The sequence below is a fragment of the Empedobacter sp. UBA5036 genome (genome assembly GCF_002415215.1).
Classification (GTDB): Bacteria; Bacteroidota; Bacteroidia; order Flavobacteriales; family Weeksellaceae; genus Empedobacter; species Empedobacter falsenii_B.
Genome location: NZ_DICC01000010.1, coordinates 1 through 26,559 on the forward strand (window position 1 = coordinate 1; position 26,559 = coordinate 26,559).

The 26,559-nt window shown below is 31.2% G+C and carries 29 protein-coding genes and 1 rRNA gene; 21 read left to right on the forward strand and 9 right to left on the reverse strand.

Features of this window, described 5'->3' with window-relative positions:
- The first annotated feature begins 279 nt into the window (after positions 1 to 279).
- From rrf to B4J88_RS01115, 7 genes are all read left to right on the forward strand, one after another.
- Positions 280 to 388, forward strand: a 5S ribosomal RNA gene (gene rrf, locus B4J88_RS01085).
- Positions 389 to 1,076: 688 nt separating this feature from the next.
- The gene (locus B4J88_RS01090; RefSeq protein ID WP_291065934.1) at positions 1,077 to 2,459 is read left to right on the forward strand and encodes an NAD(P)-binding domain-containing protein; all 1,383 of its coding nucleotides are present in this window, start codon (positions 1,077 to 1,079) and stop codon (positions 2,457 to 2,459) included.
- A gap of 128 nt (positions 2,460 to 2,587) precedes the next feature.
- Positions 2,588 to 3,196: a trimeric intracellular cation channel family protein gene (locus B4J88_RS01095; protein ID WP_291065936.1), complete on the forward strand. Its 609-nt coding sequence runs from the start codon at positions 2,588 to 2,590 to the stop codon at positions 3,194 to 3,196.
- A gap of 38 nt (positions 3,197 to 3,234) precedes the next feature.
- Entirely contained in the window at positions 3,235 to 3,840 is a 606-nt protein-coding gene (locus B4J88_RS01100; protein ID WP_280045189.1) for a trimeric intracellular cation channel family protein, read from the forward strand.
- A 2-nt stretch (positions 3,841 to 3,842) separates the two neighbouring features.
- A complete protein-coding gene (hutG, locus tag B4J88_RS01105; RefSeq protein ID WP_291065938.1) occupies positions 3,843 to 4,784 on the forward strand; it encodes a formimidoylglutamase in 942 nt (313 codons plus the stop codon).
- 124 nt (positions 4,785 to 4,908) lie between these two features.
- Positions 4,909 to 5,775: a sigma-70 family RNA polymerase sigma factor gene (locus B4J88_RS01110; RefSeq protein WP_019975176.1), complete on the forward strand. Its 867-nt coding sequence runs from the start codon at positions 4,909 to 4,911 to the stop codon at positions 5,773 to 5,775.
- A 55-nt stretch (positions 5,776 to 5,830) separates the two neighbouring features.
- Positions 5,831 to 6,676, forward strand: a complete 846-nt coding sequence (locus B4J88_RS01115) for a lipocalin family protein (protein WP_219035271.1) — start codon at positions 5,831 to 5,833, stop codon at positions 6,674 to 6,676.
- 37 nt (positions 6,677 to 6,713) lie between these two features.
- Here the strand turns inward: B4J88_RS01115 and mgtE are convergent, their stop codons facing one another.
- A complete protein-coding gene (mgtE, locus tag B4J88_RS01120) occupies positions 6,714 to 8,033 on the reverse strand; it encodes a magnesium transporter (RefSeq protein WP_114997840.1) in 1,320 nt (439 codons plus the stop codon).
- Between the two features lie 96 nt (positions 8,034 to 8,129).
- Between mgtE and B4J88_RS01125 the strand changes: the two genes are divergently transcribed.
- The 3 genes from B4J88_RS01125 (at position 8,130) to rpe (ending at position 9,900) form a co-directional block, all read left to right on the forward strand.
- On the forward strand, positions 8,130 to 8,519 hold the full coding sequence (locus tag B4J88_RS01125) for a hypothetical protein (RefSeq protein ID WP_219035270.1): 390 nt from the start codon (positions 8,130 to 8,132) through the stop codon (positions 8,517 to 8,519).
- Positions 8,520 to 8,579: 60 nt separating this feature from the next.
- Entirely contained in the window at positions 8,580 to 9,167 is a 588-nt protein-coding gene (locus B4J88_RS01130; RefSeq protein WP_114997834.1) for a hypothetical protein, read from the forward strand.
- 85 nt (positions 9,168 to 9,252) lie between these two features.
- Positions 9,253 to 9,900 (forward strand): ribulose-phosphate 3-epimerase, encoded by a 648-nt coding sequence (gene rpe / locus B4J88_RS01135; protein ID WP_125350028.1) that lies wholly within the window; start codon positions 9,253 to 9,255, stop codon positions 9,898 to 9,900.
- Positions 9,901 to 10,006: 106 nt separating this feature from the next.
- Here the strand turns inward: rpe and B4J88_RS01140 are convergent, their stop codons facing one another.
- Complete coding sequence (locus tag B4J88_RS01140) at positions 10,007 to 11,080, reverse strand: acyltransferase family protein (protein ID WP_181816250.1); 1,074 nt, start codon at positions 11,078 to 11,080, stop codon at positions 10,007 to 10,009.
- 145 nt (positions 11,081 to 11,225) lie between these two features.
- Between B4J88_RS01140 and B4J88_RS01145 the strand changes: the two genes are divergently transcribed.
- From B4J88_RS01145 to B4J88_RS01155, 3 genes are all read left to right on the forward strand, one after another.
- Positions 11,226 to 11,726, forward strand: a complete 501-nt coding sequence (locus B4J88_RS01145; protein WP_291065942.1) for a regulatory protein RecX — start codon at positions 11,226 to 11,228, stop codon at positions 11,724 to 11,726.
- Positions 11,727 to 11,820: 94 nt separating this feature from the next.
- Positions 11,821 to 12,468, forward strand: a complete 648-nt coding sequence (locus B4J88_RS01150) for a hypothetical protein (protein ID WP_291065944.1) — start codon at positions 11,821 to 11,823, stop codon at positions 12,466 to 12,468.
- A gap of 23 nt (positions 12,469 to 12,491) precedes the next feature.
- Positions 12,492 to 13,049, forward strand: a complete 558-nt coding sequence (locus B4J88_RS01155; protein ID WP_280036968.1) for a hypothetical protein — start codon at positions 12,492 to 12,494, stop codon at positions 13,047 to 13,049.
- 48 nt (positions 13,050 to 13,097) lie between these two features.
- Here the strand turns inward: B4J88_RS01155 and B4J88_RS01160 are convergent, their stop codons facing one another.
- The 4 genes from B4J88_RS01160 to B4J88_RS01175 form a co-directional block, all read right to left on the reverse strand.
- A complete protein-coding gene (locus B4J88_RS01160; protein WP_125350032.1) occupies positions 13,098 to 13,730 on the reverse strand; it encodes a CatA-like O-acetyltransferase in 633 nt (210 codons plus the stop codon).
- A 29-nt stretch (positions 13,731 to 13,759) separates the two neighbouring features.
- The gene (locus B4J88_RS01165; protein ID WP_260392005.1) at positions 13,760 to 14,059 is read right to left on the reverse strand and encodes a DMT family transporter; all 300 of its coding nucleotides are present in this window, start codon (positions 14,057 to 14,059) and stop codon (positions 13,760 to 13,762) included.
- Positions 14,056 to 14,643, reverse strand: coding sequence for a DMT family transporter (locus tag B4J88_RS01170; RefSeq protein WP_260392006.1), 588 nt, complete (start codon positions 14,641 to 14,643; stop codon positions 14,056 to 14,058). Before B4J88_RS01170 ends, B4J88_RS01165 begins: the two co-directional genes overlap by 4 nt.
- A 62-nt stretch (positions 14,644 to 14,705) precedes the next feature.
- Complete coding sequence (locus B4J88_RS01175; protein WP_291065947.1) at positions 14,706 to 16,244, reverse strand: serine hydrolase; 1,539 nt, start codon at positions 16,242 to 16,244, stop codon at positions 14,706 to 14,708.
- A 173-nt stretch (positions 16,245 to 16,417) separates the two neighbouring features.
- Between B4J88_RS01175 and B4J88_RS01180 the strand changes: the two genes are divergently transcribed.
- Positions 16,418 to 17,410, forward strand: a complete 993-nt coding sequence (locus B4J88_RS01180; protein WP_286495882.1) for a 2-hydroxyacid dehydrogenase — start codon at positions 16,418 to 16,420, stop codon at positions 17,408 to 17,410.
- On the opposite strand, the gene B4J88_RS01185 is transcribed toward B4J88_RS01180, so the two are convergent.
- The 3 genes from B4J88_RS01185 to B4J88_RS01195 all read right to left on the reverse strand — a co-directional run bounded on the left by B4J88_RS01185 (position 17,405) and on the right by B4J88_RS01195 (position 20,056).
- Positions 17,405 to 17,749, reverse strand: coding sequence for a DUF4260 domain-containing protein (locus B4J88_RS01185; RefSeq protein ID WP_286495883.1), 345 nt, complete (start codon positions 17,747 to 17,749; stop codon positions 17,405 to 17,407). The genes B4J88_RS01180 and B4J88_RS01185 overlap by 6 nt on opposite strands.
- Positions 17,750 to 17,842: 93 nt before the next feature.
- The gene (gene lepA / locus B4J88_RS01190) at positions 17,843 to 19,639 is read right to left on the reverse strand and encodes a translation elongation factor 4 (protein WP_038332533.1); all 1,797 of its coding nucleotides are present in this window, start codon (positions 19,637 to 19,639) and stop codon (positions 17,843 to 17,845) included.
- 126 nt (positions 19,640 to 19,765) lie between these two features.
- Positions 19,766 to 20,056 carry a helix-turn-helix transcriptional regulator gene (locus B4J88_RS01195; protein WP_219035376.1) on the reverse strand — a complete coding sequence of 97 codons (291 nt, stop codon included), beginning with the start codon at positions 20,054 to 20,056 and terminating at the stop codon, positions 19,766 to 19,768.
- Positions 20,057 to 20,319: 263 nt separating this feature from the next.
- Between B4J88_RS01195 and B4J88_RS01200 the strand changes: the two genes are divergently transcribed.
- The 7 genes from B4J88_RS01200 to B4J88_RS01225 all read left to right on the forward strand — a co-directional run.
- Entirely contained in the window at positions 20,320 to 20,661 is a 342-nt protein-coding gene (locus B4J88_RS01200) for a glycosyl hydrolase 2 galactose-binding domain-containing protein (protein ID WP_291065949.1), read from the forward strand.
- A gap of 85 nt (positions 20,662 to 20,746) precedes the next feature.
- On the forward strand, positions 20,747 to 20,878 hold the full coding sequence (locus B4J88_RS15185) for a glycosyl hydrolase 2 galactose-binding domain-containing protein (RefSeq protein ID WP_409410938.1): 132 nt from the start codon (positions 20,747 to 20,749) through the stop codon (positions 20,876 to 20,878).
- Positions 20,857 to 22,797 carry a beta-mannosidase gene (locus tag B4J88_RS01205; protein ID WP_291065951.1) on the forward strand — a complete coding sequence of 647 codons (1,941 nt, stop codon included), beginning with the start codon at positions 20,857 to 20,859 and terminating at the stop codon, positions 22,795 to 22,797. The genes B4J88_RS15185 and B4J88_RS01205 overlap by 22 nt, the downstream gene beginning before the upstream one ends.
- Positions 22,798 to 23,154: 357 nt before the next feature.
- On the forward strand, positions 23,155 to 23,916 hold the full coding sequence (locus B4J88_RS01210; protein ID WP_125350038.1) for a hypothetical protein: 762 nt from the start codon (positions 23,155 to 23,157) through the stop codon (positions 23,914 to 23,916).
- Between the two features lie 2 nt (positions 23,917 to 23,918).
- Positions 23,919 to 25,310 carry an RtcB family protein gene (locus B4J88_RS01215; protein WP_291065953.1) on the forward strand — a complete coding sequence of 464 codons (1,392 nt, stop codon included), beginning with the start codon at positions 23,919 to 23,921 and terminating at the stop codon, positions 25,308 to 25,310.
- A complete protein-coding gene (gene prfH, locus B4J88_RS01220) occupies positions 25,310 to 25,936 on the forward strand; it encodes a peptide chain release factor H (RefSeq protein ID WP_260392007.1) in 627 nt (208 codons plus the stop codon). The genes B4J88_RS01215 and prfH overlap by 1 nt, the downstream gene beginning before the upstream one ends.
- A gap of 127 nt (positions 25,937 to 26,063) precedes the next feature.
- Positions 26,064 to 26,559: transposase (locus B4J88_RS01225; protein WP_291065955.1), on the forward strand; the 496-nt coding region annotated here is incomplete at its 3' end.

A 26,559-nucleotide genomic window follows, 5' to 3' on the forward strand; every position in this document is an offset into this window, starting at 1 on the left:
AATTACCCATAGACTTTTTCTTAAAAAGTACAACGAATCAAAGATAATGATAGCAATATCAACAATTAAAAAGATTAAATACTAAGATTGATTTAATCGTCATAGAGAAGGTTAGTTAATCTTATTTGGATTAATGAAGTAATACCAAAAGATTGTATAAATGTAAAATGTCTTATGTACAAAGTATTAAGAATAACTTAATACAATTAGACATAAGACATACTACAAAAACTCAATAATGTCAAAATATACTAGGAACTAAGACCTATACAAAAATATTAGGGTGACTATAGCTGCAGGGCTCACCTCTTCCCATTCCGAACAGAGAAGTTAAGCCTGCCTGCGCCGATGGTACTGTTACTTACGGGAGAGTAGGTCGTCGCCAGTTTTTATTAAAAGCCTCAAGATTTATTTCTTGAGGCTTTTTTTGTGGTTATACTTTTTGTACAATGTACAATGTACAAAGTATTAAGTAAAATGTAAGTTTTACTTCAACGCATCTCCAAACTATGTTTTATAAAACAAGAAGCTTCCTTTTTACAACTAACTCAGAACTTACTATTCATAACTCGAAGACACCCCTATAATCCCCTCAAGGGGATATTTCAACTTTTACTTCTATTCTTGTAAGCCTTAAATCTTACATCTTATAACTTATTACTCAAAACTTATAACTCAGAACTTAAAACCCGCGTTAGGGATAGTAGTGGAAATCCTTTTGTAAGAATTGTATTTTCTATAATCACTTCTAATCTTCTTCTACAAAAGATTGGAACGGATAGCCCGACCGAAGGGAACGCCATAATAATTACGCTTATCATTATGTTTTATTAATATTTGTCCATCTGCTATAATTTTAGTACATTGAAGAATAATTTAATTTTGAATAAAATTTTATTTATTCAGCAAGAGGTTTTCTATCTCTTTATATGTTGTAATCATTAGATTACTCATTCTATTCTGTTTTACACAGTTTTTATAGAAGTTAGTTTCTATATCAGGTCGTTTCAGACATAAAATCAATTACTATCGAGAGATAGTTGAGTAGTTCATATAAGTTTAATTAAAAACAATTCATGAGTTTAAAAGTAGGCATTATCGGGGCTGGACCAAGTGGTTTGGCAATGTTAAGAGCATTTGAGTCAGAAGAGAAAAAAGGTAACAAAATTCCAGAAATTAAATGTTTTGAGAAGCAAGACAACTGGGGAGGAATGTGGAACTACACTTGGCGTACAGGAGTAGGTAAATACGGAGAGCCATTGCATGGCAGTATGTATAAATATTTATGGTCGAATGGACCAAAAGAATGTTTAGAATTTGCAGATTATACATTTTCTGAACACTTTGGGCAAACAATATCTTCTTATCCACCTAGAGAAGTATTATTCGATTATATAGAAGGGAGAATTAAACAAAGTAATGCGCGAAAGTACATTCAGTTTAATACCGTTGCAAGGTGGGTAGATTATGTAGAGGATAAAAAACAATTTCGCGTTGTTTTTGATGATTTAAAGAAAAATGAAACGTTCGAAGAGTATTTCGATTATTTAATTGTCGGAACTGGGCATTTTTCTACACCAAATATGCCTTATTTTAAAGGTATCGAGAATTATACAGGAAATGTAATGCATGCGCATGATTTCCGTGGAGCTGATCCATTTAGAGGCAAAGAAATTTTATTGATTGGGAGTAGTTATTCGGCAGAGGATATTGCGGTACAATGCTATAAACACGGAACTAAATCGGTCACAATTTCTTATCGTACAAATCCAATCGATTGTAAATGGCCAAATGGAATAGAAGAATTGCCTTTGGTCACACATTTTGAAGATAAGAAAGCATTTTTCAAAGACGGAACATCAAAAGAATTTGATGCAGTGATTATGTGTACAGGTTATCAACACAAATTTCCGTTTTTACCAGATAATTTGCGTCTAAAAACAAAAAATTGTTTGTATCCAGAAGGAATGTATAAAGGTGTAATATCAGATGTTAATGCTCAATTGTTATTTTTGGGAATGCAGGATCAATATTACACATTTAATATGTTTGATGCACAAGCATGGTTTGCACGTGATTATATTTTGGGACGAATTGATTTACCTTCAAAACAGGATATTCAAAAAGATATTCAGAAATGGGTTGATTATGAAAAACAATCGATTTCTGCTGATGATCATGTTGATTTTCAAACTGATTATTTGAAGGATTTAATTCATTTAACTGATTATCCTATGTTCGATTTGGATAAAGTTGCTAATATGTTCAAATCTTGGTTAAAAGATAAAGAAGAAAATATTTTAACTTATCGAGATAAAACCTATACCTCAGTTATGGACGAAACGAAAGCAGAAAAACATCACACAGCTTGGATGAAAGAGTTGGATGATAGTTTAGAACGCTATTTGGATGAAGATCCGATTGATGAAAAACAATTAGAAAAAACAAATTATTATTAATATTAACAAAAAGACTAACAAATGTGTTGGTCTTTTTTTATTTTCGATTGTATATTTAAACATCGTTAAAAAAGAAAAAGTGTTTATTTTTGACAGAGCACAACACAATATGATTTAATACAATAGAAATGGAGATTCAATATTTTTTCGAATTATTTGGTACGCTTTTTTTTGGAATTTCGGGCGCTTTAGCTGCAGATGAAAAATCGGGTAACGATTGGTTTGGTGTAACCTTTATTGCTTTCCTAACTTCAATTGGAGGCGGTACAATTCGTGATATTTTACTTTCCGTTGAGATTATGTGGATAAAGGATGTGAATCTTATTTATGCGGTAGGGATTGGTGTTATTTTAGCCGCAATTTTCTATACGCCTTTACTTAAACTTCGTAAAACATTTATGCTTTTTGATACATTAGGAATTGCTTTGTTTACGATTGTTGGCTTAGAAAAAGCCTTGAATCTTGGAATTCATCCCGTAATTGCTCCTGTAATGGGAATGTTCACCGCGGTTTTTGGATCCATTATTCGCGATATGATGTTGAACGAAGTTCCTATTATTTTCAAGAAAGAAATTTACGCGTTTGCATGTCTTTGTGGTGCAGTTATTTATATGATTTTATGGAAATTGAGACTTGATCGTAATATTAATTTCTTTGTTTCGGGAGCTGTAATTGTCGCAATTCGTTTGGTTGCAATTAAATACAATTTATCATTACCAAAGTTTAAAAGTCATTAATTTATAGATTCGTATCTTAGCGAACTAATTTTTTATAGATGGAAATTCAATACTTTTTTGAATTATTCGGAACAGTTGTGTTCGCAATTTCTGGTGCTTTAGCTGGAGATGAAAGACAAAAACACGATTGGTTCGGAATTGCTTGCTTTGCTTTTATAACGGCTGTTGGTGGCGGAACTTTACGCGATTTATTCCTTAACAGTTATCCGTTAGTTTGGATAAATGATATGAATGTCATTTACGCAGTTTTTGCTGGAATTTTATTGGCAGGATTATTTTTCAAATATTTTTCACGGTTAAGAGTAACATTAATGCTTTTCGACACATTAGGAATTGCTTTATTTACAATAGTAGGTTTAGAGAAAGCACATTCTTTGGGTGCAAACAATTTTATTTCTGTGATGATGGGAATGATGACCGCTGTAATGGGTGGTATGTTGCGCGATGTTTTGATGAATAAAACGCCTACAGTTTTTGTGAAAGAAATTTATGCAATGGCATGTATCGCAGGAGGTGTGATGTATTTAATTTTTGATAATTTTGGATTAGATCGTAATATCAATTTCATTGTTTCGGGAGCTATTATCGCTGCGATTCGTATTGTAACTGTAAAATATAAATTGTCGTTACCTAAATTTTATTAATCATGCAAAAAACACCATTTAATCAAGAAATTTGGACAGGAAGAATTGATTCTGAAGATGGAGAATTAGGTTTAAGAATTCATCAAGTAATTTCTGATTATGATAAATTTGAATCATCATCTGTTCAACCAAAAGTACTGTTAGGATTTTGTTCGGAAGAAGGTGTTAAACGGAATAAGGGTAGAATTGGTGCGAAAGATTCACCAGATTTGATTCGAAAAAGTTTGGCGAATTTACCTTTACATTTTTCCGAAACTGATTTTATTTTTGATGCTGGAAATATTCATTGTGATGATAATAATTTAGAATCTGCACGTGAAGAACAAATCAATCAAGTGGATAAAATTATCCAACAAAATCATTTTCCGATTGTAATTGGTGGTGGACACGAAACAGCTTTGGGTGATTTTTTGGCTTTAGCAAAATCATACAAAAATATTGGAATTATCAATCTTGATGCGCATTTTGATTTGAGAACGCCAAATCCGCAATCAACTTCTGGAACGCCTTTTTACGAAATGGCAAAGTATTGCGAAGAAAATGAAATGAAGTTCAATTATATTCCAATCGGTATTCAAGAATTAGGAAATACGAAAGCATTATTTCAACGTGCTGAAAATATAGGAGTTAATTTTATTTTGGCAGATGAAGTGCATTTCAATTTGAATAAAGTATTAGATGATTTGAAAACGATTGTTCAACAATTTGATGTGCTTTATGTTTCGTTGGATATGGATGTTTTTGATGCAGCTTATGCGCCAGGTGTAAGTGCAACGACAATTAATGGTTTGACACCTTTTCAGGTTAAATATATTTTGAAGGTTCTAATGAACTCAAACAAAGTGAAAATATTTGATTTAGTTGAATATAATTCGCTTTTTGATGTTGATAACTCGACAGCGAAACTCTCTGCTCAAATGATTTACGAAGTTTTAAGATATTAATTCTGAAATAATTTACAATATTTTGTAACCTTTTTCAGTTATCTGCGTATACATATATAGTGGTGTTGATAAAATGCCAAAAGAAATCGATAATAATCATTAATAATAGGAGGGTTTTAGTTAAATGAGACAGCTTAAAATTACAAAGCAGGTAACAAATCGTGAAACTGCGTCGTTGGATAAATACTTACAAGAGATTGGTAAAGTAGATTTGATTACAGCGGAGGAGGAAGTAGAGTTAGCACAACGTATCAAAGCAGGAGATCGTGTTGCCTTAGAAAAATTAACAAAAGCAAACTTACGTTTCGTGGTATCTGTTGCGAAACAATATCAAAATCAAGGTTTAAGTTTACCAGATTTAATTAATGAAGGAAATTTAGGTTTGATTAAAGCTGCACAACGTTTTGACGAAACACGTGGTTTCAAATTTATCTCGTATGCAGTTTGGTGGATTCGTCAATCTATCTTACAAGCATTAGCAGAGCAATCTCGTATTGTACGTTTACCATTAAATAAAATTGGATCGATCAATAAAATTAATAAAGCCTATGCTTTATTAGAGCAAGAACATGAACGTGCTCCATCTGCAGAAGAAATTTCTGAAGTTTTGGATATGTCTGAAGGTGATGTAAAAGAGTCGATGAAAAACTCTGGTCGTCACGTCTCAATGGACGCACCATTAGTAGAAGGAGAAGATTCTAACTTATACGATGTATTAAACATTGGTGAATCTCCATCTCCAGACGTTCAATTGATGATTGAATCTTTACGTGTAGAGATTGAGCGTGCATTACAAACATTAACGCCTCGCGAAGCTGATTTAATTCGTTTATACTTCGGATTAAACGGTCAACATCCAATGACGTTAGAAGAAATTGGAGAAACGTTTGATTTAACAAGAGAACGTGTTCGTCAAATTAAAGAAAAAGCAATTCGTCGTTTAAAACATACTTCAAGATCTAAGATTTTGAAAACGTATATTGGACGATAGAAACATAAGAAAGCAGCTAAATAAGCTGCTTTTTTTATAAATACTAAAACACTTTATGAGAAACTTTATTTTACTATTTACTCTTATACTTTTTTCAACTTATACTTTCGGTCAAAAGAAAGTTGATCAAAATTTAGTTGGATTTTGGTCTTCTTCAATTCCTAAAACAAAAGCTGATCCTATTGATGGAAAATGGTTAATCAACCGTAAAAATGATGGAACATTTATTTTATATTTTGAGTTGTTGAGTGGTCGAGATTCTATTTATGCAAAAGAAACAGGAACTTGGTGGACAGATAATAATCAGTATTTTGAGGAAGGAAATGAATTAAACTTCAATGATATTTATTTGTATAAAATCAATGAAAATAAAATTGAGTATAGATTAGAAAAAGGAAAATTACCAAGAGGTTTTAAAACGACTAAATATTCAGAAGAAAAAAGTAATAATTTGACAGATTATTATGAAGAAAAGTATTCTGTATATAAAGCTAAAACCATGAAAAAAATCTTTGATATGGAAAGCTCTGTAGATGGGTTTGCATATGATCAGACAGATGGTGAAGCAGACGAACGTTTTGTAGGTATTTGGATAGGTTCGGAAAAAGATAATCAAGTGAAAGGATTATCTAAAGAATGGGCAATGACAAGAAATGCAGACGGAACTTTTGTTTTGGATTTTAAAACTAAAATGAAAGGAAGAAAAACAGAAAATTCTATAGAAAAAGGAAAATGGTGGGTAAAAGATAATAAGTTTTACGAATACCACGAAGATTCTGAATCAACAGATGTTTATGAGTTTCAGATTTTAAATGAAAATCAGATAAAGTTTAAAGCATTTAATATGGCTTTTGAACAAGAAAATGAAACGTACGAATTTATTGATACAAGAAAAAAATAAATGAAAAACTCCAACTAAATTTAGTTGGAGTTTTTTGTTATAATAATTTTCCGCTTAGTAAAATTGCAGCAATTGTAAAATAAATAATCAATCCTGAAACATCAACCAAGGTTGCGACGAAAGGCGAGGATGCTGTTGCGGGATCAAATCCAATTTTTCTCAAAATAAATGGAACTAAAGATCCAGAAAGTGTTCCCCATAAAACAATGACGATTAAAGATAAAGCGACTGTTAAAGCTACATATAGCCAATATTCTCCATAACTATAAATTCCAGTTTTTTGCCAAATTAAGATTCTGATAAAACCAACAAATCCTAGAATTGCACCTAAGATTAATCCCGAAGCAAACTCTTTCTTCATTACATACCACCAATCTTTTAGTTTCAATTCACCCAAAGCCATTGCTCGGATAATTAGTGAAGCCGCTTGAGAACCAGAATTTCCACCACTCGAAATAATCAATGGAACAAATAAAGCCAACACAACCGCTTTTTCGATTTCTTGGTCATAATAACTCATAGCAGAAGCAGTAAACATTTCGCCAATAAATAAGATAACCAGCCAACCTGCGCGCTTTTTGATTAATTCCGCAATAGGTGTTTTAGTATACGAAACATCCAATTCTTCCATACCTCCAAATTTCTGAATATCTTCTGTATCACGCATTTTCATTCGGTCCAAGATGTCGTCGAAGGTTACAATTCCGACCAAAACATCATTTTCTGTCACAATTGGCATCGCAGAACGATCGTATTTATCAAAAACTTCTAAGGCTTCCTCTAAAGGAGTCGTCGTCTTGATTGAAACAAAATTATGATCGATCAAATCTTCAACTTTAGTATCTTCATCAGCCAAAAGAATTTCGCCAATTTTTAAATCATCAATTAATCTATTTTTTCCATCAACAATAAAAATATACGTCAACGTTTCCGCTTTCTTTCCATATTTTTTGATATGCGCCAAAACTTGTTTTACCGTATAATGTTCTTTTACCTGAATATAATTTGGCGTCATCAAACGCGCAATCGAATCTTCTTTGTATCCAATCAAATTCAGTGCTGTAGCGCGTTCTTCAGGATTTAAAAGATTAATGGAATGTTTGATTAATTGATCTGGGAAATTTTCAAAAAGTTCTGTTCGGTCATCAGGATCAAGATTGTTCAAAACTTCAGCTAAATCTTCGTCCGTCAAACTTTTTACAATTTCGTACTGAATATCGGGCTCAAAATAGGAGAATACTTCAACTTTATCATCATTCGAAAGCGAGTAAAAAGCGATATTTCTTTCTTTTACGTTCAGTGCAGTTAATTGTTCGGCAATATCTGCTGGATGTTGATTAAGCATATTATTTTCCATAAATTTGTTTTTTTATCCCGAGCTGCAAATTAAGTCTTTTTGAGATGAGAAGAAGTATAGATTGGCTACTTTTAAGCTAATTTTAATATAGAAATTATGATGAATAAAACAGATCAAAAACAAATTAAAGAATTTATAAAATCTATGGATGTAGATGAACGATTTGTTGGAATTTGGTCTGGAACCGATCATGGGAAATTTTTTAAAGGTGAAACAAATAGTTGGATGGTCAATAGAAAAGTTGACGGTACAATGACAGTTAACTTTAAGACCATTCACAGTGATGATTGCGTTACATTTTCTGAAGATGAAGGCGTTTGGTGTACTATTGGTGATGAATATTATGAGTTTAGAGATTCTGATGAAATGGCAGATATTTACACTTATATTTTTATGTCAAAAGATTCGATTCATTTTATTATCAACGAAGAATTGAAAGACGAAGAACCTTATAACTTTATTGATAATAGAGTTTTCTTGGATTAAAAATAATTTTACTGAATCATTTTTTCTGTTATATTCGTATTGTATTAATTAACACTGAAAATGAAAAAACTATTATTTACTCTCTTATTATCAACTTCACTATTTGCTCAAGAAAAAGCAACAGATTTGTTTAATGCAAACGTTAGTTTTATTGGAATCGGAATTCAATATGAAAAAGCTTTATCCGAAAATTTTACAGCTGTAGGATCTTTAGACTATTTGGGAGGTTTTAAATACAGTTATAGCGATTTTTATGGGAGTGATTTTGAGTATATTTTGACCACAAATATAGCTTTAGAAGGACGTTATTATTATAATTTTGACCGAAGAATTGACAAAGGAAAAAATACCAAAAATAATTCTGGGAATTATATTGCTGTAAAAGGAACTTATACGCCAGATTGGTTAACAATTTCTAATAGTGATAATTTAGGTGTTAATCCACAAGGTTCTATTACGTTCAATTATGGATTTAAACGTTCTTTTGCTCAAAACTTTTTTTATGAGTTTTATACGGGATTAGGACTTTCTCTTTATCAAGAAACATATACAAACTATGATTTTGATAATTATACAACATCAGAAGTAAAGAGTACAAATACAGGAGTTGCCTTAGACTTAGGCTTTCGAGTTGGTTACAATTTCTAAAAAAATATAAATCGTTGAGTTTTCAACGATTTTTTTATTTCATTACCTTTGCACCACAAAATACAAACAAACAACAAATAAGATTATGCCAATAGTAGCACCATCAATTTTAGCAGCCGATTTCGGAAATTTAGCAAAAGACATCGAAATGGTTAATAATTCTCAAGCCGAATGGTTTCATTTAGATGTAATGGACGGCGTTTTTGTTCCGAATATCTCTTACGGAATGCCAATTATTGAGAAAATAAATTCGTTAACAGATAAAGTTTTGGATGTACATTTAATGATTGTTGATCCAGATCGTTACATCTCAACTTTCAAACAAGTTGGCGCAGATATTTTAACGGTACATTACGAAGCGTGTACACATTTACATCGTACAATTCAGGCTATAAAAGCAGAAGGAATGAAAGCAGGAGTGGCGCTTAATCCGCATACACCAGTATCTGTTTTAGAAGATGTGATTAACGATTTAGATTTAGTTCTAATCATGAGTGTTAATCCTGGTTTTGGAGGTCAAAAATTCATTGAAAATACTTACAACAAAGTTTCTAAATTGAAAAAAATGATTACAGAAGCAAATGCAAATGTTATCATCGAAATTGATGGAGGAGTTGGAGTACAAAATGCATCAAAATTGGTAGAAGCTGGTGCAGATGCTTTAGTTGCTGGTTCGGCAGTTTTCAATGCTGAGAATCCAACGGAATATATTGCAGAATTACAAAAAGCTTAATAAAATAGTATTGAGATGTGAGAAATTAGAATTGAGAAGTTCATATTTTTTCCTTCAACTATTTAAAATAAATAATAAAAAACTGAATCAGAAATGATTCAGTTTTTTATTTAAATAAGATCTTTTTTATAAAATTTGAAATTGGTCTTTCTAAATATTTATAACTAAAAAGTCCAAATAGTATTACTGAAATAATCATAACAAAGTAAATAACATACGATTCTCTACCTATGTGATGATTGTACATTTCGATAATTCCTAATCCTAAATAACTGTGAATAAGGTATATTGAATAAGAACTAACTCCTATTTTTGTGATGATAGGGTTTGTTAAGAAATTAAGGTATTTTGGTTGATATATAAAGGTAAAATAAATAGCAAGAGTAAAGATTGTTAAAAATGAAAACCCTATGTCTAACTTATCTTGTAAAACTAATATAATACCACAAATAAGTATATATAAGATGTATTTTTTATCTGTCTTATCATGATATAATTTATATAAAAAAATACCTATCATAAACCAAAAACATTCTCTAAATAATACCAAACATCTACTTATTAATTTTAGGTAATCTAAGGTTGGCGTACTTAGATATGGTTCTAAAAATTTATGAACAAAACTACTACTTAAAATAAAATAAATAGGAAAGCCAATGGCACAAATAAGTACAAAGTTTTGGATATAATTTTGTCGATTTTTGAAATATAAAAAACCTATTAATAAATAAAAACAAACTTCAACCCAGAGACTCCAATAAGATCCATCAATGTAGTAATATTTAATAGTTCCAGATGGTAAATTAAATACGTGGGGGTCTATAAAGGTATTTGCAATCAATAAATTTGCGAAAGATTTGGAATTAGTATAACCATCTCCAGTGTATATAAATTTAAAAAAACTGAATGTAATAATAGAACAAATTAACATTCCTGGAGCTAATCTAATATATCTTTTTTTCAAAAAATCTTTGTAACTATTTGTTGTTTCAAGAGAGTATAAAATAACAAATCCTGATATTACAAAGAAAAATGGAACTCCAAAATAACCATAATTTTGTACAAATTCTAGAAATTGATTTCCATGTAAATCGTATTTATGTAAATAATGAGATATAATTACAATAAGAATTGCAAATACGCGTAATCCATCAAGGATTGATATTCTTGAAGTTTTCAATAGTTTAGATATAATAGTTATCAGCAAATATATAAATTATTAAACCACTTATTGTTTCATATAAATATTTTGTTATGGTTAGCGATAAAAGATGTTGATCATCTTACATTTTCTAATTCTCTTATTAAAATCTTAACTTTGTTACATGAATTTCTCTAAAGACAACCCAAAAAAGATTTATACGATTGATGAAATCAAAGATAAAATGGCAAAATATTGTCTTTATCAAGATCGTTGTCATTGGGAAGTGGAAAAAAAACTACGCGATTTTGATTTGATTCCAGAAGCGAAAGATGAGATTCTTTTTAAGTTAATTCATTACGGATTCCTGAATGAAGAACGATTTGTTCATAATTTTGTTCGAGGAAAAGTCAATCAAAAAATGTGGGGAAGAAATCGTCTTCGTCAAGAATTAAAAATGCGTCAAATTGATCAAAAATTAATTGAAAAAGCATTTAAGGAGGAAATTGATTTGGATAAATATTGGAATAATTTATTGCATTTAACGCAGAAAAAGTTCAATTTATTAGCTTCTGAGCGCGAATCTTTCAAGAAAATAAACAAAGTAAAAGCATATTTAGCATACAAAGGTTACGAGTTCGATTTGATGAATGATGCTATCGAAATAGTGAAAACAAAAGAGTAATACAATTCATCCGTAAAATTCGACAATTCGGTTAATAATTTTTAAAATTAAAAAAGACTTCACTTAATTTTATTCCATAATAAATAAACACATTATGGAAAATTTAGTCAAAATCATTATTTACATTCACGCATTTTTCGGAGGAATTGGTTTAGTTGCTGGAACTGCTGTTATGATCATAAAAAAAGGAAATTCGACACATAAAAAAGTGGGAAAAATATTTTCGATTGGTATGTTAGTCAGTTCTATTCTTTCGTTAATCATTTGTGCTTTCCCAAATCACCACAACTCTTTCCTTTTAATGATTGGTATTTTCACGATTTACATGATTTTGATCGGAAATAGAATACTGAATTATAAACGCAAAAATTATTCGAATAATTTAGATAAAATCATTTCTGGAACAATGTTTATCACATCTATTGTGATGATTGTTTTTGGATTACTTCCACTTTTTACAAACAATTCTATTGGATTATTGTATTTAATTTTTGGATTTTTAGGAGGATTTATGTCTTATCGAGATTTTATTTTTTACAAGAATCCAGAGAATTATAAAAAATGGACAATGAATCATGTTGGAAAAATGGTTGGTGCTTATATCGCTTCAGTAACAGCGTTTTTGGTTGCAGGCGCTGGATTTGGAGATAATATTTATTTTTGGATTGTGCCTTCAATTATCGGAACGATTTATATTTTTTCTTGGTCAAAAAAACTAAATAAAAAAGTTGCAGTGAATTGATTATCTTTAATTAAAACACTTGTATGAAATATATTTATTCAGTTTTAATTCTTTTGTTTTTCTTTGGTTGTCAAACAAACAAGATTAATTCGATTCCAAAAGAAATCAAAAATAAAAATTTTTATCAAGCATTAGAACAAGCAACTATAATAGCTAAATCAAATCATCTGAATGTCGAAAATATAGGAATTATTTTTACAGAGGATAACTTGTACATTTATATTTCTGAAACAAAAGAAATTAATTTGAATAGTGATTACAAATATTTACAAACTAAAATAAATGGTATAATTTATAAATTAATAGTCAATCAAGATGATAAAATTGTTGAAGGATTTGTAGATATAAATAAAGCAATTAAAGTACCTTTTGAAGAAACTGATATTTTTGAAGATGAAATAAAAGGTTATAAAATTAGATTTCAAAGAGATTTAGAATCTAATCAATTTATTTTGCAAAGATTATCACATTATTACGAGTATGATAAAGATTTTATTTTAGAAGAAGATAAAAAATATTTTCCAAATATTAAGATAATTTTACCTGAACCAATAAATGAACCACAAACAGAATCAGAATAAACCATAAAAAAAACGAATTTCGAAACTCGAAATTCGTTTTTACTATTTCTAATATTTACCTAATTCTTTTTCAAATTCTTGCAGATAATTTGCCAAATGAAAACCATCTACAAAACCATGATTCGCCTCAACCGAAACAGGCATATACATTTTATCGTTTTGCGTATACGCTTTTCCAAAAATAATTCGCGGAATAGATTCTCCTGTTCCAAAGTTACTTGGTTGCACTAATCCCGTAAATCTCGACCATGGAAACGTAGAATGACGAACCAAGCCAATGGTAATTTCTTCATTTTTGATGTGCAAACCAACCGAATTTTCTACACTTTGTATTTGCTCTTGAAGTTGTGCGTTAAATGCATTAAAATCTTCGGTAAAATTCATCAACGCAAAACCAAAAGTTCCGTCTTTTCTACCAATTGTTGTTCCGCAATCTAAATGATCGTACACAAAAATTTCATCATCTTCGATGCGATATTTAAACTCATTAATCTTATTTTCTGCCAACATCGAGCAATGTAAATAGACTGCGAAAAAAGACAATTTATTTGCTTTGGCAAATTTGTACGCTTTAGAACATTCAACCTCCGCAACAACTCCGACATACGGATTATCCATTTTCGAGAACATATTAAAATGCTCTATACGATTCCAACCTTCAGGATTAAATTTCTGTTTCATTGATGCAAAGTTAAAAATAGGATTTACAATTACTTCAATCTTTTTTGTTGATATGCATCACCAATTACATTCAGAGTCACGCCTAGAATAATCATAAAAATTCCTAAAGCCAAACTCAACGAAAAATCTTCACCAAAGATCATAACACTTACAGCAACGGCAACCACAGGTTCTGATGCGCCAAGAATAGAAGTGGCTGTAGAACCAATGTTTTTAATTGCATAAATCAAAGCGATGCTCGAAACAACTGTCGTAACAAACGCAAATATAAAAAAGTTGAAGGTTAATTCTAATGATGGTAAAATGAAGGATTCTTTGTGAATAATCATTTTGTTGCGTAATAAATCGTTGTAAATAGAAACGAATAAAAGCTTAATGTAAAGCCTTTTATATCTCGTACTTTCGATTTGTTGACTGTCACAATATATAATCCGTAACCCAAAGCACTGATAAAAACAATTCCTAATCCGATTGGATTTAGCTCGAATTTTCCTTCTTTGAAACTTAGTAAAATTACACCAGCCAGTACAAAAACAATGGCTACAATAGTTGAAATTGTAATTCTTTCTTTGAAGAAAACAGCCATTATGATGGCAACAATCAACGGATAAACGAATAATAATGTGGAGGCAATTCCAGGAGTTAAATAATCATAACCTAAAAATAAGGCATCCGCTGAGATTCCGTACAATAATCCTAAAATGATTAAAAATGGAATCTGTTTCACATCTATTTTGAATGATTGTTTTTTGATGAATAAATATGTTCCGACAATCAATGCAGAAAAAAAGAATCGATAGAATAATGTGGTATCCATCGAAAAATTTGCTTGTTTTATAGGAAGGATAAATAATGGAATTAATCCATAAGATATGGACGATATTAGCCCATATGCGTAACCTTTGAATTTCATTTTTAATAGAAAAAACGAAGTTCGAATTTCGAACTTCGTAATTGATTAGTATTTATTAAAATTTATTTTCTCGTAAAATCTAAATCTTGGAAATCGTAACTGAAATCTGTTAACGGAGAAATGGCTCTCATTTTGAAACCTGTCATTTTTCCATCTTTCATTTCTGCATAAACAAAAGCGTCTGCATGGAAATAACGATTGTACCATTTTACTGCAAAAGTATTGTCTTTGTAAAATGACATTTCACCAGTTAATTGAGGCGAACGTTTCGATTCAAAAATGATTTTTCCTTTCTTTTCATAAATTACAACATCACCAAACCAATTGTCTTTATACGTTCCGATTACGCTTTTTGAATCAAATTTGATGGCTTTATTTTTTTGATTTGCTTCAACTGTTTTCCAAACTTCATCAGTAATAACATCGGCTTCTTCCACATTTTTCTTCATCATATCATCATACGTTTTTACCCAATCTGTAGATGGATTTTTTAAGTAAAAATCTTTGATTGTATTCGAAATTGCTCGGAAAGCTGCACCCGATTGTTGGTTAGTCAAAATCACAATTCCTAATTTTTCTTGAGGATAAAACATCGTTTGTGTTACAATTCCTTCCAATCCACCAGTATGCGAAACTTCCAATTTTCCGTTCATATCCTGCAATTGCCATCCCAAACCATACGCTTTGAATAATGAATTATAAGGTGGAGTAGTACGATTTGGTTGTAAAGTTTGTGGTGTAATCATTTCGTTCATTTGTTTTTCCGAAATAATTTGTTTTCCATTCACTTTTCCTTTATCTAAATTGAATTGCAACCATTTTGCAAGATCATCTACATTCGAATAAATTCCTGCAGCTGCATCAAAAATGGTGTTCGTATAACGATCAATCACTTGTAATTTTCCGTCAATTGGAACGTGCGGATTAATTGCATTTTTCTTGTCTTTTAGCAAATGCCAATTCGCTGCAGTATTCGTCATTCCAATTGGTTCCAACAATCTTTTTGTTACAAAATCTGTCCAAGATTGCCCCGAAACTCTTTCAATCACAACTCCTGCAATAATGTATAATAAATTATCGTAATCATATTTTACACGGAAATCTGAAACTGGTTTTAAAAACTGAATATTAGAAATAATATCTTTTGGAGTGAAATTATGTCCATCAGGCCAAACCATCAAATCTCCAGCACCCAAACCTAATCCACTTCGATGCGTTAATAAATCACGAATTGTAAACTCTTTGGTTACATAATCGTTGTACATCTTGAATTCAGGAATGTGCGTAATCACTTTATCATCCCACTTTATATTTCCTTCATCAACCAAAATCGCCAAAGCAGCTGCTGTAAAAGCTTTCGAGTTAGAAGCAATGCCAAAATTTGTATTCGACTGAACTTTTTCTCCCGTTTTAAGAGATTTTACGCCATAACCTTTCGAATGCACAATTGTCCTGTCTTTGATAACCGCAACAGACATTCCAGGAACATCAAATGCTTTCATTGCATTTTCTGTGACTTTATCAATAGCTTGATTCGAAATATTTTGTCCAAAAGCTGTAAAAGAAGCTAATGTAATCGTTGATAAAAGTATATTTTTCATGTGTGAATTTGAATTTTCACGAAGTTAGAAATTTTTATTCATCAGCTTATAGCTTTTAATAAAATATCAAAAATAGAGGATGAATTAATTTTGAATGATTTAAAATTTTATAATAATCAAGTAGAAAGTAAATTACAATTAATTAAAAACATAAATTAGTTAAAAATAATTCAATGAAAATAGCTTTCTTTTCGTCTAAGCCTTATGACAAAACTTTTTTTGAGGCTGAAAATAAAAATTACGGTTTTGAACTTAATTTTTATGAAACACATTTAGGTCCGCATATCGTAAACGCGATTGAAGATGAGCATGCTGTTTGTGTGTTTGTGAATGATAAAGTGAACCGACAAGTTATTGAAATTTTAGCAAAAAAAGGCGTTAAAATTATTGCATTGAGATGTGCTGGTTTTAATAATGTCGATTTGGAAGCTGCGAAAGAATTTGGAATTAAAATTTGTCGTGTTCCTGCATATTCTCCCGAGGCTGTTGCTGAACATACAATGGCGATGTTGTTAACATTGAATCGAAAAACACATAAAGCTTATAATCGTGTTCGTGAACAAAATTTTGCATTGAACGGTTTACTTGGTTTTAATCTTTTTCAGAAGACGATTGGAATTGTTGGAACAGGAAAAATAGGAAAGGCTTTTATCAATATTGCGAAAGGTTTTGGATGTAAGATTATTGCTTATGATTTGTATCCAGATCAAGAATTGATGAATAATGGCGTGGAATATGTTGAGCTGGATAAGTTGTTTAAAACTTCAGATATTATTTCGTTGCATTGTCCGCTGACGCCAGAAAATCATTACATGATTAATCAAGAAACGATTGCGATGATGAAAGATGGCGTAACGATTATTAATACGAGTAGAGGTGGATTAATCAATACACATGAAGCGATTGAAGCTTTAAAAAATCATAAAATTGGTTATTTGGGAATTGATGTTTATGAACAAGAAGAAAAATTATTCTTCAAAGATTTATCAGCAGAAATTATTCAGGATGACATGATTCAGCGATTGATGAGTTTTCCAAATGTTTTGGTAACTGCGCATCAAGCTTTTTTTACACAAGAAGCGTTGGAACAAATTTCAGAAATTACGATGCGAAGTATTTCAGAAATTTTAGAAAAAGGTTCAACAGATGAGGTTGTGATGTTATAAATTATCTAAATGAGTGGATTTGAAACCATCATATTTTTTGAGACCAAATCCTAAAAAACGATCTAACGCAATATGAGCGGAAAAAATTAATCCAATCATTAAACACCATTCAATGTGTAAAAAATAACCAATGAGAATCAATGAAATTGTCGTAAAATAATTATGAATAAAATTATAAGATATTGCGCCAATCTTATTTCCAAAAAGATAACCCAACATAAAAATATCGGGAGCAAGAAAAAGAATTGCAAACAAAAACAAGGAATAATCAAGTTTATAATAGATGATTAGCGTTACAATTAAAATTGCTAATTGCTCTAATTTTAATAAATTTTTCATAATGTTGATGCTTAATTTATTAGTATAAATATTTTACCAATTGTTACAAAAAAAGCCGTTCATTAGAACGGCTTTTGGTATATAAAAAGAATTTTAATCATTCAATTTCAAAACAGCTAAGAATGCAGATTGGGGAACTTCTACACGTCCAATTTGACGCATTTTCTTCTTACCAGCTTTTTGTTTTTCTAATAACTTACGTTTACGAGAAATATCACCACCATAACATTTTGCAGTAACGTCTTTACGTAATGCTTTGATTGTTTCACGCGCAATAATTTTTGCACCAATCGCGGCTTGAATTGGAATATCAAACTGTTGACGAGGAATTAATTCGCGTAATTTTTCACACATTTTCTTTCCAATATTGTAGGCATTATCAACGTGAATTAAGGCAGATAAAGCATCTACAACTTCACCGTTAATCATGATGTCAACTTTTACCAATTTTGAAGCTTTCATTCCAGAAGGTGCATAATCAAACGATGCATATCCTTTTGAAATAGATTTTAATCGATCATAAAAATCGAAAACAACTTCAGCCAAAGGCATATTGAAAATCATTTCTACTCTATGTTGAGTTAAATAGTTTTGAGATTGTAATTCACCACGTTTCTCAATACATAAACTCATTACAGGACCTACGAATTCAGATTTTGTAATGATTGCTGCTCGAATATATGGTTCTTCAACACGATTTAATCCTGATGGATCTGGTAATTCAGATGGATTATGAACCGGAATCATTTTTTCTGGATCTTTTTCCAAGTACGCTTCATACGAAACGTTAGGAACAGTTGTAATTACCGTCATGTTGAACTCACGTTCTAAACGCTCCTGAATAATTTCTAAGTGTAACATTCCTAAGAATCCACAACGGAAACCGAAACCTAAAGCAGCAGAAGATTCAGCTTCAAAAGTTAATGAAGCATCATTCAAACGTAACTTTTCGATAGAAGCACGCAAATCTTCGTAATCTTCTGTGTCAACCGGATAAATACCAGCGAAAACCATTGGTTTTACTTCCTCGAAACCATCAATAGCTTCGCTTGCAGGATTTTCAACTAATGTAATTGTATCTCCAACTTTTACCTCAGAAGCTTCTTTAATTCCAGAAATAATATAACCTACATCTCCAGTTTTAATGACTTTCTTCTCAACTTGATTCAGTTTTAATGTTCCAATTTCATCGGCACCATATTTTTTGTTAGTAGCCATAAATTTTACTTGATCTCCTTTTTTGATTTCTCCATTTACCACTTTGTAAAAAGCTTCAATTCCTCGGAAAGGATTATAAACAGAGTCAAAAATCAAGGCTTGTAACGGTGCATCTGGATCACCAACTGGTGCAGGAACTTTCTCGATAATTGTGTGTAACAATTCTAACACACCTTCACCTGTTTTTCCACTTACACGCAAAACATCTTCGGGATCACAACCAATCAAATCAACAATATCGTCTGTTACTTCTTCTGGATTTGCAGAAGGTAAATCGATTTTGTTCAAAACTGGAATGATTTCCAAATCATTTTCTAAAGCCAAATAAAGGTTAGAAATGGTTTGTGCTTGTATACTTTGTGCAGCATCTACAATTAACAAAGCTCCTTCACAAGCGGCAATCGAACGAGAAACCTCGTAAGAAAAATCTACGTGACCAGGAGTGTCAATTAAATTTAAAATATATTTTTCACCATCTTTTTCATATTCCATTTGGATGGCGTGCGATTTAATTGTGATTCCGCGTTCGCGTTCCAAATCCATATCGTCTAAAGTTTGATTTTGTAACTCACGATCAGAAATCGTGTTTGTTACTTGCAATAAACGATCGGCCAAGGTACTTTTACCATGGTCAATATGGGCGATAATACAGAAATTACGGATATTTTTCATATTCTATTTGTCGAATAGGCAAAAATAATCTTTTCCGTGCAGACTGCAAGTATTTTGAAAAATATTATGAATTATATTTTAATAAATTAACGAGAGTTGAAGTGTGTTTTTTACTAAAAAATAAATCTAGGCAATTATCCGATGAAAAAAAGTATATAATTTATCTTCTTTTACTAGACCAAATTTTTGTTTCAAACGATACTTTGTTATTCGTACACTTTTTGGTTCAATATTAAGAAGAGTTGCAATTTGTTTGGTGTCTAAACCAAGATAGATATACGAACAATATTTCAAATTAAGAGGTGTTAGTTTTTGCTTAGAATGCTCGTTTAGCGTTTTGAAAAAGTTTGAATGTAATTCTTGAATTCTAAATTTAGCACTTTCAAAATCATAATCCATTAAATTTTCTTCTCGCATAACTTGTTTTAAATTGATAGAAGAATCATTTCCATTTTTTTGTAGTTTCCGCTTGATCTTGATTGTACAAATCGATTGAATAATCAGTTGCTTTTTTCTGAAATTCAAATATAGCCGAGTCAACCTAAGTTTAGCATATTCGTTATTCCCATAATTAACGAAGCCTATATTATGTATTCAACAAAAGAAATTGTTTTTAATAATCTCTTTTGTGTTTATATGAATTTTAAACCTAATTTTATCCTTATGAAAATCAGCACAAAATGAGGAGATTACTATTTTTTGTTATTACTTTTTTTACATTTATTCAACTTTCTGCTCAAACGACTCGAAATTTGAATTTAGAGAATTGGACTTTTCAACAAAAAGGAGATTCAAAATGGCTGAAAGCTGAGATTCCTGGTTCTGTTCATACCGATTTGATGTTAAATAATATTATTCCAAATCCTTACAAAGACGTTAATGATGCAAAAGTGCAATGGGTAGAAAACGAAGATTGGAACTACAAAACTTCTTTTGATTTGACTGAAGCCGAACGAAAAGCGCAAAACATTCAGTTAAAATTTAATGGATTGGATACATATGCAAAAGTTTTTCTGAACTGAAAATTAATTCTGGATGAGATTAATATGTTTCGAATGTGAGAATTTTCGATCAAAGATTTACTGAAAGATAAAAAAAATTCTCGAAATACAATTCAAATCGTCGCCTAATGAAGGAAAACGATTAGCAAATCTTCTTCCATATAAATTACCAGAAGGTGAGCGTGTTTTTACTCGAAAAGCGCAATATCAGTATGGTTGGGATTGGGGATCAGATTGACTACGGTTGCGATTTATAAACCAATTGAACTTATTTCTTGGAATAATTTAAAACTGAATGACTTGTCTTATGAAATTATCAAATTGGATAAAAATCAAGCGAAAGTAAAGTTTAAATTTATTATCCAATCGGAACAAAATACAGCTGTAGAAATTAATTTTAATCAGAAAATAATCACTCAAAAATTAACCAAAGGAATTAATCATTTTTCGATTGATGAAACGATTCACAATCCAAAATTATGGTGGCCAAATGGAATGGGCAAACAGTATTTATACGATTATCAATTCAAAATTAAACAAGGGAATGAACAAATATCTAAGTATTTAAAATTTGGTTTACGTACGATAGAATTGGTACAAGAAAAAGACGAAGTTGGCTCTAGGTTTTATTTTAAAGTGAATGGAATTCCAACTTATATGAAAGGTGCAAATTATATTCCGCAAGATAATTTTGTTTCACGAGTTTCAAAAAATGATTATGAAAAGTTGATAAATAGTTCGGTTGAAGCCAATATGAATATGATTCGTATTTGGGGTGGTGGAATTTATGAGGACGATTATTTTTATGAATTATGCGACGAAAAAGGTTTGTTGGTTTGGCAAGATTTTATGTACGCTTGTGCTTTTTATCCTGGCGATCAAGATTTTCTTAACAATGTAAAACAAGAAACAATTGATCAAGTGAATCGCCTAAAAAATCATACTTCTATTGCGCTTTGGTGTGGAAATAATGAAATTGATGAAGCGTGGAAAAATTGGGGATATCAGAAACAAATGGGCTGGTCGAAACAAGATTCGTTGAGTATTTGGAAAGATTATCAAACGACTTTTCATCATATTATTCCGAATGTTTTAGATTCGATTTTACCAAAATCAGAGAATCGCTATTGGCCGTCTTCACCTTCGATTGGTTGGCGAAGAAAAGAAAGTTTGACGCAAGGAGATTCGCATTATTGGGGCGTTTGGTGGGGAATGGAACCGTTTGAAACGTATGAAAAAAAAGTTCCACGTTTTGCTTCTGAATATGGTTTTCAAGGAATGCCAACGTTGGAAACGGTGAAATCAATGTTTTCTGAAAAAGATACATTGAGTAAAAATTCTGCAATAATTTTAGCGCATCAAAAACATCCAAAAGGTTGGGAAACAATCAACGAATATATGCAGCGAGATTATGTTGTTCCGACCGATTTTGTGCAGTACAACTACGTTTCTCAATTGTTACAAGCACGCGGAATTCAGTTGGCAATTGAAGCACATCGACGTGCAAAACCTTATAATATGGGAAGTTTGTATTGGCAATTGAATGACGTTTGGCCAGTAACTTCGTGGTCGTCTTTGGATAAATTAGGAAATTGGAAAGCGTTACATTATCAAGTGAAAAGAAGTTTCGAAAATGTGCTAATTTCAGTAGAAAAAGAAGAAAATGTGTACAAAATTTATATCGTAAATGACTTATTGAAAGATTTGAAAGGAAAAGTAAAATTTTCTGTGGTAGATTTTAATGGAAATAAACATTGGACTAATGATAAAGATGTAATTATTTTATCAAATTCTTCAACCAAGATAATGGAATTAACTGATGAAATTTTGAAAGGAACTTCTTCAACTAAAGCTTTTCTTCGAATTGAATTTGAATCAAATGGAGAAAAGTATTCGAGAAATTATTTCTTCGAAAAACCGAAAGATTTAGCTTTAACAAAATCAACAATTAAAATCAAAAAGATCAGTCATAACCAATTCGAAATTTCGACAAATGTTTTGGCAAAAGATGTTTATTTACTTGATGAAAATAATCAATTTGATGATAATTTTTTTGATTTAATTCCGAATGAATCTCGTATTATTAGTGGAAAAAACACAATTCAGAATCTAAAAATTTATTCGTTGTATGATACAATGAATGTTAAAAATCAATAATATTTTTCTCCCTATTTTTAGTGAAATTTCACAAAGGATTTGGAAATGTGAATTTTATTGACTTAAATTTGCACTGATAAAAATCATAACGTATAACAATTTAATAACGAAGAAATAAAATGTTCAAAGAAACGACATATCAGTTTTTAGCTATTGCAACAGATTTTGCAATGAGCATTCTTCGTGCTTATAAATCGTAAATAATTTACTTATTATATCAAAAGCCCGGAGGATTCTTCGGGCTTTTTCTTTTATTATTCCATTCTAGATTCAGAATAACTTCTAAAAACTTCCGAAGAAGAAATAGTTAGCGCTAATTATTTCAAAATAATTATTTGCAATTAAATAATCCATTTTATGGAAGATTCAATTTTCTTTTCTACTCAATTACGAACAAAAAGAGCGAGGAAAAGAAGTGTAAAAACAACGAAAGAAAAAAATGTAAGAGAGAAATATAAACGTCAAAAAGAAATTTTTAAAGAACAAAAAGAAATTCCGCTTGTTCTTTTAAAAGAGCCGTGTCAAAAAGGTTTTGAGCGATATTTTGTATTGAGAGAAGATATTAAAAAAGAAAATGAGATTGAGTTTTTTACTCAAATTCTAAAGAAAATAAATACTTCTCAATATGCAGAAACGCGAAAGTTTGTAAAAAAACGAAAACGAAACGGAAAGCGAATTTATGTTCAGAGAATTCAAGAGTTGAAACAATTGCAACCTTACGAATATTCAGGTCCGTATTCAATTTTGAATGATGAAGAACGTCTATATTTTGTGTGTATTCAGGTGTATGATCCCAAGACAAAACGTTTCAAAGGAATTTATGAATTTCTACAACCGTGGCGTTTTCGATTGATTATAAAACCAAATATGATTACGTATTACAAACCGCTTGATATTGATTTGAAGCGCGAAGAAGCGCAAATCGATCATTTTTTTGACAAGTATAAAAATCAAGGAATCCTTTTAAAGAAAATAGTTGGAGGAGGGTATTCGTATGAACGAAAACCAAAATTTAAAAATCCTTTTACAAAAAGGAAATTTTTTAATAATAAAAATTTAGCGATTGAAATCGCTGAAATGCTGATGGAAAAAGAACATCAGTTATCTAAAAGATATTAATCATGGGAAATAAAATCTCTGGAAAGGACTTTATAAAAATAGGCTTTCCAAAAAATAATTCGATCAATATTGCAATTGGGCAAATTCATCGATACAGAAAAAAAGAAAAGAAACAAACGATTATTAACGAAGCAAAAGAAGTTTTACTTGAGCCAGAAAAATACATCGGTCACGGAATTTGGGGAAAAGTTGCGGAAGGATTAATAAAACCAGTTGAGGTTAGATTACAAGAATTAAAAACAACGCGTTCACCTTTTTCGATTTTTGGAGAAAATGAAATTGACGAGCAAGCAAAATTTCAATTATATGATGCATTGAAATTGCCAATTTCGGTAAAAGGAGCTTTGATGCCAGATGCGCATTCGGGGTATGGATTGCCAATCGGAGGTGTCTTAGCGACGGATAATGCGGTGATTCCTTATGGAGTTGGTGTGGATATTGGTTGTAGAATGAGTCTTTCGGTTTACGATTTGCCAGCTAGTTTTTTGAAAGGAAAATCGCATCAATTGATTCAGATTTTGCAAGATCATACCAAATTCGGAATGTATGAAACGCATAAACTAAAAGCGGATCATGAAATTTTTGAACGTTCTATTTTTGATGAAATTCCAATCTTGAAAAGTTTAAAAACAAAAGCTTATCAACAATTAGGAACTTCTGGTGGAGGGAATCATTTTGTTGAATTTGGGATTGTGAAATTAGATGAGGTAAAACCTGAATGGAACTTGATTCCAGGAGAATATTTGGCTGTTTTATCGCATAGTGGTTCGCGTGGTTTGGGTGCAAATATTGCAAAACATTATACGTATTTGGCGACGAAACAATGTCCACTTCCGAAGCAAGTTCAGCATTTGGCTTGGTTAGATTTGGACACGTACGATGGCCAAGAATATTGGGCAGCGATGAATTTGGCTGGCGAATATGCCAAGGCTTGTCACGATGATATTCACCGAAGAATTGCGAAAGCTTTGGGAAAACGTATCGTTTTTAACATCGAAAATCATCACAATTTTGCGTGGAAAGAAATGGTTGAAGGAACGGAACGAATTGTTCATCGTAAAGGAGCGACGCCAGCTGGAAAAGGAATTTTAGGAATTATTCCAGGTTCGATGACCGCGAACGGTTACATTGTTGAAGGTTTGGGAAATGAATTGAGTATTAATTCGGCTTCGCATGGTGCGGGACGAAAAATGTCGCGTGCGAAATGTAAATCAACAATTACTAAAAGTTTTATGAATTCACAATTGAAAGATGCAGGAATTGAGCTGATTGGCGGAAGTGTAGATGAAGCACCTTTGGCATATAAAAACATAAAAACGGTGATGAATTTACAGACTGAATTAGTGAAAGTGTTGGGAACTTTTACACCGAAAATTGTACGAATGGATAAATAATGATGAGGAAAAAAATTATTCAACTTACATCGGGTAGAGGACCAGCGGAATGCAATTTTGTGGTGACTAATGTTTTTAAAAAGTTTTCGGAAGCGTGCACAAAATCTGAAATTAAGTTTGACATAATTGAAAGAGAAATGGATAAAGATTTTCATCAACTTTCATCTGTGATTATAGAACTTGAAGGAAATGATTTAAACACGTTTTTAAAAACTTGGCTTGGAGCAATTTTATGGATTGGTAAAAGTCCATACCGAAAATTTCATCAACGAAAAAATTGGTTTATTGGTTGTTTTGAATTAGAAATTCCGAAAGAAAATTCAATCAATCCGAATGAAATTATATACCAAACAATGCGAAGCTCTGGAAATGGTGGACAAAATGTAAACAAAGTAAATTCGGCTGTTCGTGCGATACATCAACCAAGTGGAATTTCAGTTGTTTCGATGGATTCGCGTTCACAACATCAGAACAAAAAAATTGCAACAACTCGTTTGTTATTGAAATTACAAGGATTTGAAACCAATAAATTGAAGGACTTGGTTCAAAAAAAATGGAATAATCAAACGTCTATTGCAAGAGGAAATCCTGTGAAAATATTCAGAGGAGATAAATTTAGTGAATAAAAAAAAGCCGCTCAATGAGCGGCTTTTAGTTTATTTCGACACTGTACCAAAAACTGTGTAAGTATAAAATTCTGCTTGGGTTAAAATCGAGCAGAATTTTTTTTATACATTTAATATTTACATATTTATGGAAACAAAAGACCTATTTCCGGATGATTTTTTCAAACAGTTTAAAACTGGCGATGAACTCCAAAACTTTCTCAAAGACTTACAAAAGCGAGGGATTGAAAAAATGTTAGAAGGTGAGTTAGATGCTCACCTGGATTACGATAAGCATGATTTACGCAAGCAAGAAAATGTGCGTAATGGTTATTCTAGTAAAAAGATAAAAACGAGTTATGGCGAAGAAGAAATAAAGGTTCCTAGAGATCGTGATGCTAGTTTTAATCCGATGCTGATACCTAAACGAAAAAGCATGGTTGAAGGCTTAGAAAACGTCATTGTGTCGCTTTACGCCAAGGGAATGTCCGTTTCTGATATTGAAGAACAGATCAGAGAAGTCTACAATTTTGACGTTTCTCAATCGACCATTTCACGTATAACTGATGCTATAACTTCTGATATCGTAGCTTGGCAAAATCGCCCATTAGAACCTGTTTATCTAATCGTTTGGATGGACGGAA

Bases quoted from the DNA above. Each gene is read 5' to 3' on its own strand.
- B4J88_RS01090 (WP_291065934.1), top strand. From the start codon at position 1,077: ATGAGTTTAAAAGTAGGCATTATCGGGGCTGGACCAAGTGGTTTGGCA.
- B4J88_RS01095 (WP_291065936.1), top strand. From the start codon at position 2,588: ATGGAGATTCAATATTTTTTCGAATTATTTGGTACGCTTTTTTTTGGA.
- B4J88_RS01100 (WP_280045189.1), top strand. From the start codon at position 3,235: ATGGAAATTCAATACTTTTTTGAATTATTCGGAACAGTTGTGTTCGCA.
- hutG (WP_291065938.1), top strand. From the start codon at position 3,843: ATGCAAAAAACACCATTTAATCAAGAAATTTGGACAGGAAGAATTGAT.
- B4J88_RS01110 (WP_019975176.1), top strand. From the start codon at position 4,909: ATGAGACAGCTTAAAATTACAAAGCAGGTAACAAATCGTGAAACTGCG.
- B4J88_RS01115 (WP_219035271.1), top strand. From the start codon at position 5,831: ATGAGAAACTTTATTTTACTATTTACTCTTATACTTTTTTCAACTTAT.
- mgtE (WP_114997840.1), bottom strand. From the start codon at position 8,033: ATGGAAAATAATATGCTTAATCAACATCCAGCAGATATTGCCGAACAA.
- B4J88_RS01125 (WP_219035270.1), top strand. From the start codon at position 8,130: ATGATGAATAAAACAGATCAAAAACAAATTAAAGAATTTATAAAATCT.
- B4J88_RS01130 (WP_114997834.1), top strand. From the start codon at position 8,580: ATGAAAAAACTATTATTTACTCTCTTATTATCAACTTCACTATTTGCT.
- rpe (WP_125350028.1), top strand. From the start codon at position 9,253: ATGCCAATAGTAGCACCATCAATTTTAGCAGCCGATTTCGGAAATTTA.
- B4J88_RS01145 (WP_291065942.1), top strand. From the start codon at position 11,226: ATGAATTTCTCTAAAGACAACCCAAAAAAGATTTATACGATTGATGAA.
- B4J88_RS01150 (WP_291065944.1), top strand. From the start codon at position 11,821: ATGGAAAATTTAGTCAAAATCATTATTTACATTCACGCATTTTTCGGA.
- B4J88_RS01155 (WP_280036968.1), top strand. From the start codon at position 12,492: ATGAAATATATTTATTCAGTTTTAATTCTTTTGTTTTTCTTTGGTTGT.
- B4J88_RS01160 (WP_125350032.1), bottom strand. From the start codon at position 13,730: ATGAAACAGAAATTTAATCCTGAAGGTTGGAATCGTATAGAGCATTTT.
- B4J88_RS01165 (WP_260392005.1), bottom strand. From the start codon at position 14,059: ATGATTATTCACAAAGAATCCTTCATTTTACCATCATTAGAATTAACC.
- B4J88_RS01170 (WP_260392006.1), bottom strand. From the start codon at position 14,643: ATGAAATTCAAAGGTTACGCATATGGGCTAATATCGTCCATATCTTAT.
- B4J88_RS01175 (WP_291065947.1), bottom strand. From the start codon at position 16,244: ATGAAAAATATACTTTTATCAACGATTACATTAGCTTCTTTTACAGCT.
- B4J88_RS01180 (WP_286495882.1), top strand. From the start codon at position 16,418: ATGAAAATAGCTTTCTTTTCGTCTAAGCCTTATGACAAAACTTTTTTT.
- B4J88_RS01185 (WP_286495883.1), bottom strand. From the start codon at position 17,749: ATGAAAAATTTATTAAAATTAGAGCAATTAGCAATTTTAATTGTAACG.
- lepA (WP_038332533.1), bottom strand. From the start codon at position 19,639: ATGAAAAATATCCGTAATTTCTGTATTATCGCCCATATTGACCATGGT.
- B4J88_RS01195 (WP_219035376.1), bottom strand. From the start codon at position 20,056: ATGCGAGAAGAAAATTTAATGGATTATGATTTTGAAAGTGCTAAATTT.
- B4J88_RS01200 (WP_291065949.1), top strand. From the start codon at position 20,320: ATGAGGAGATTACTATTTTTTGTTATTACTTTTTTTACATTTATTCAA.
- B4J88_RS01210 (WP_125350038.1), top strand. From the start codon at position 23,155: ATGGAAGATTCAATTTTCTTTTCTACTCAATTACGAACAAAAAGAGCG.
- B4J88_RS01215 (WP_291065953.1), top strand. From the start codon at position 23,919: ATGGGAAATAAAATCTCTGGAAAGGACTTTATAAAAATAGGCTTTCCA.
- prfH (WP_260392007.1), top strand. From the start codon at position 25,310: ATGATGAGGAAAAAAATTATTCAACTTACATCGGGTAGAGGACCAGCG.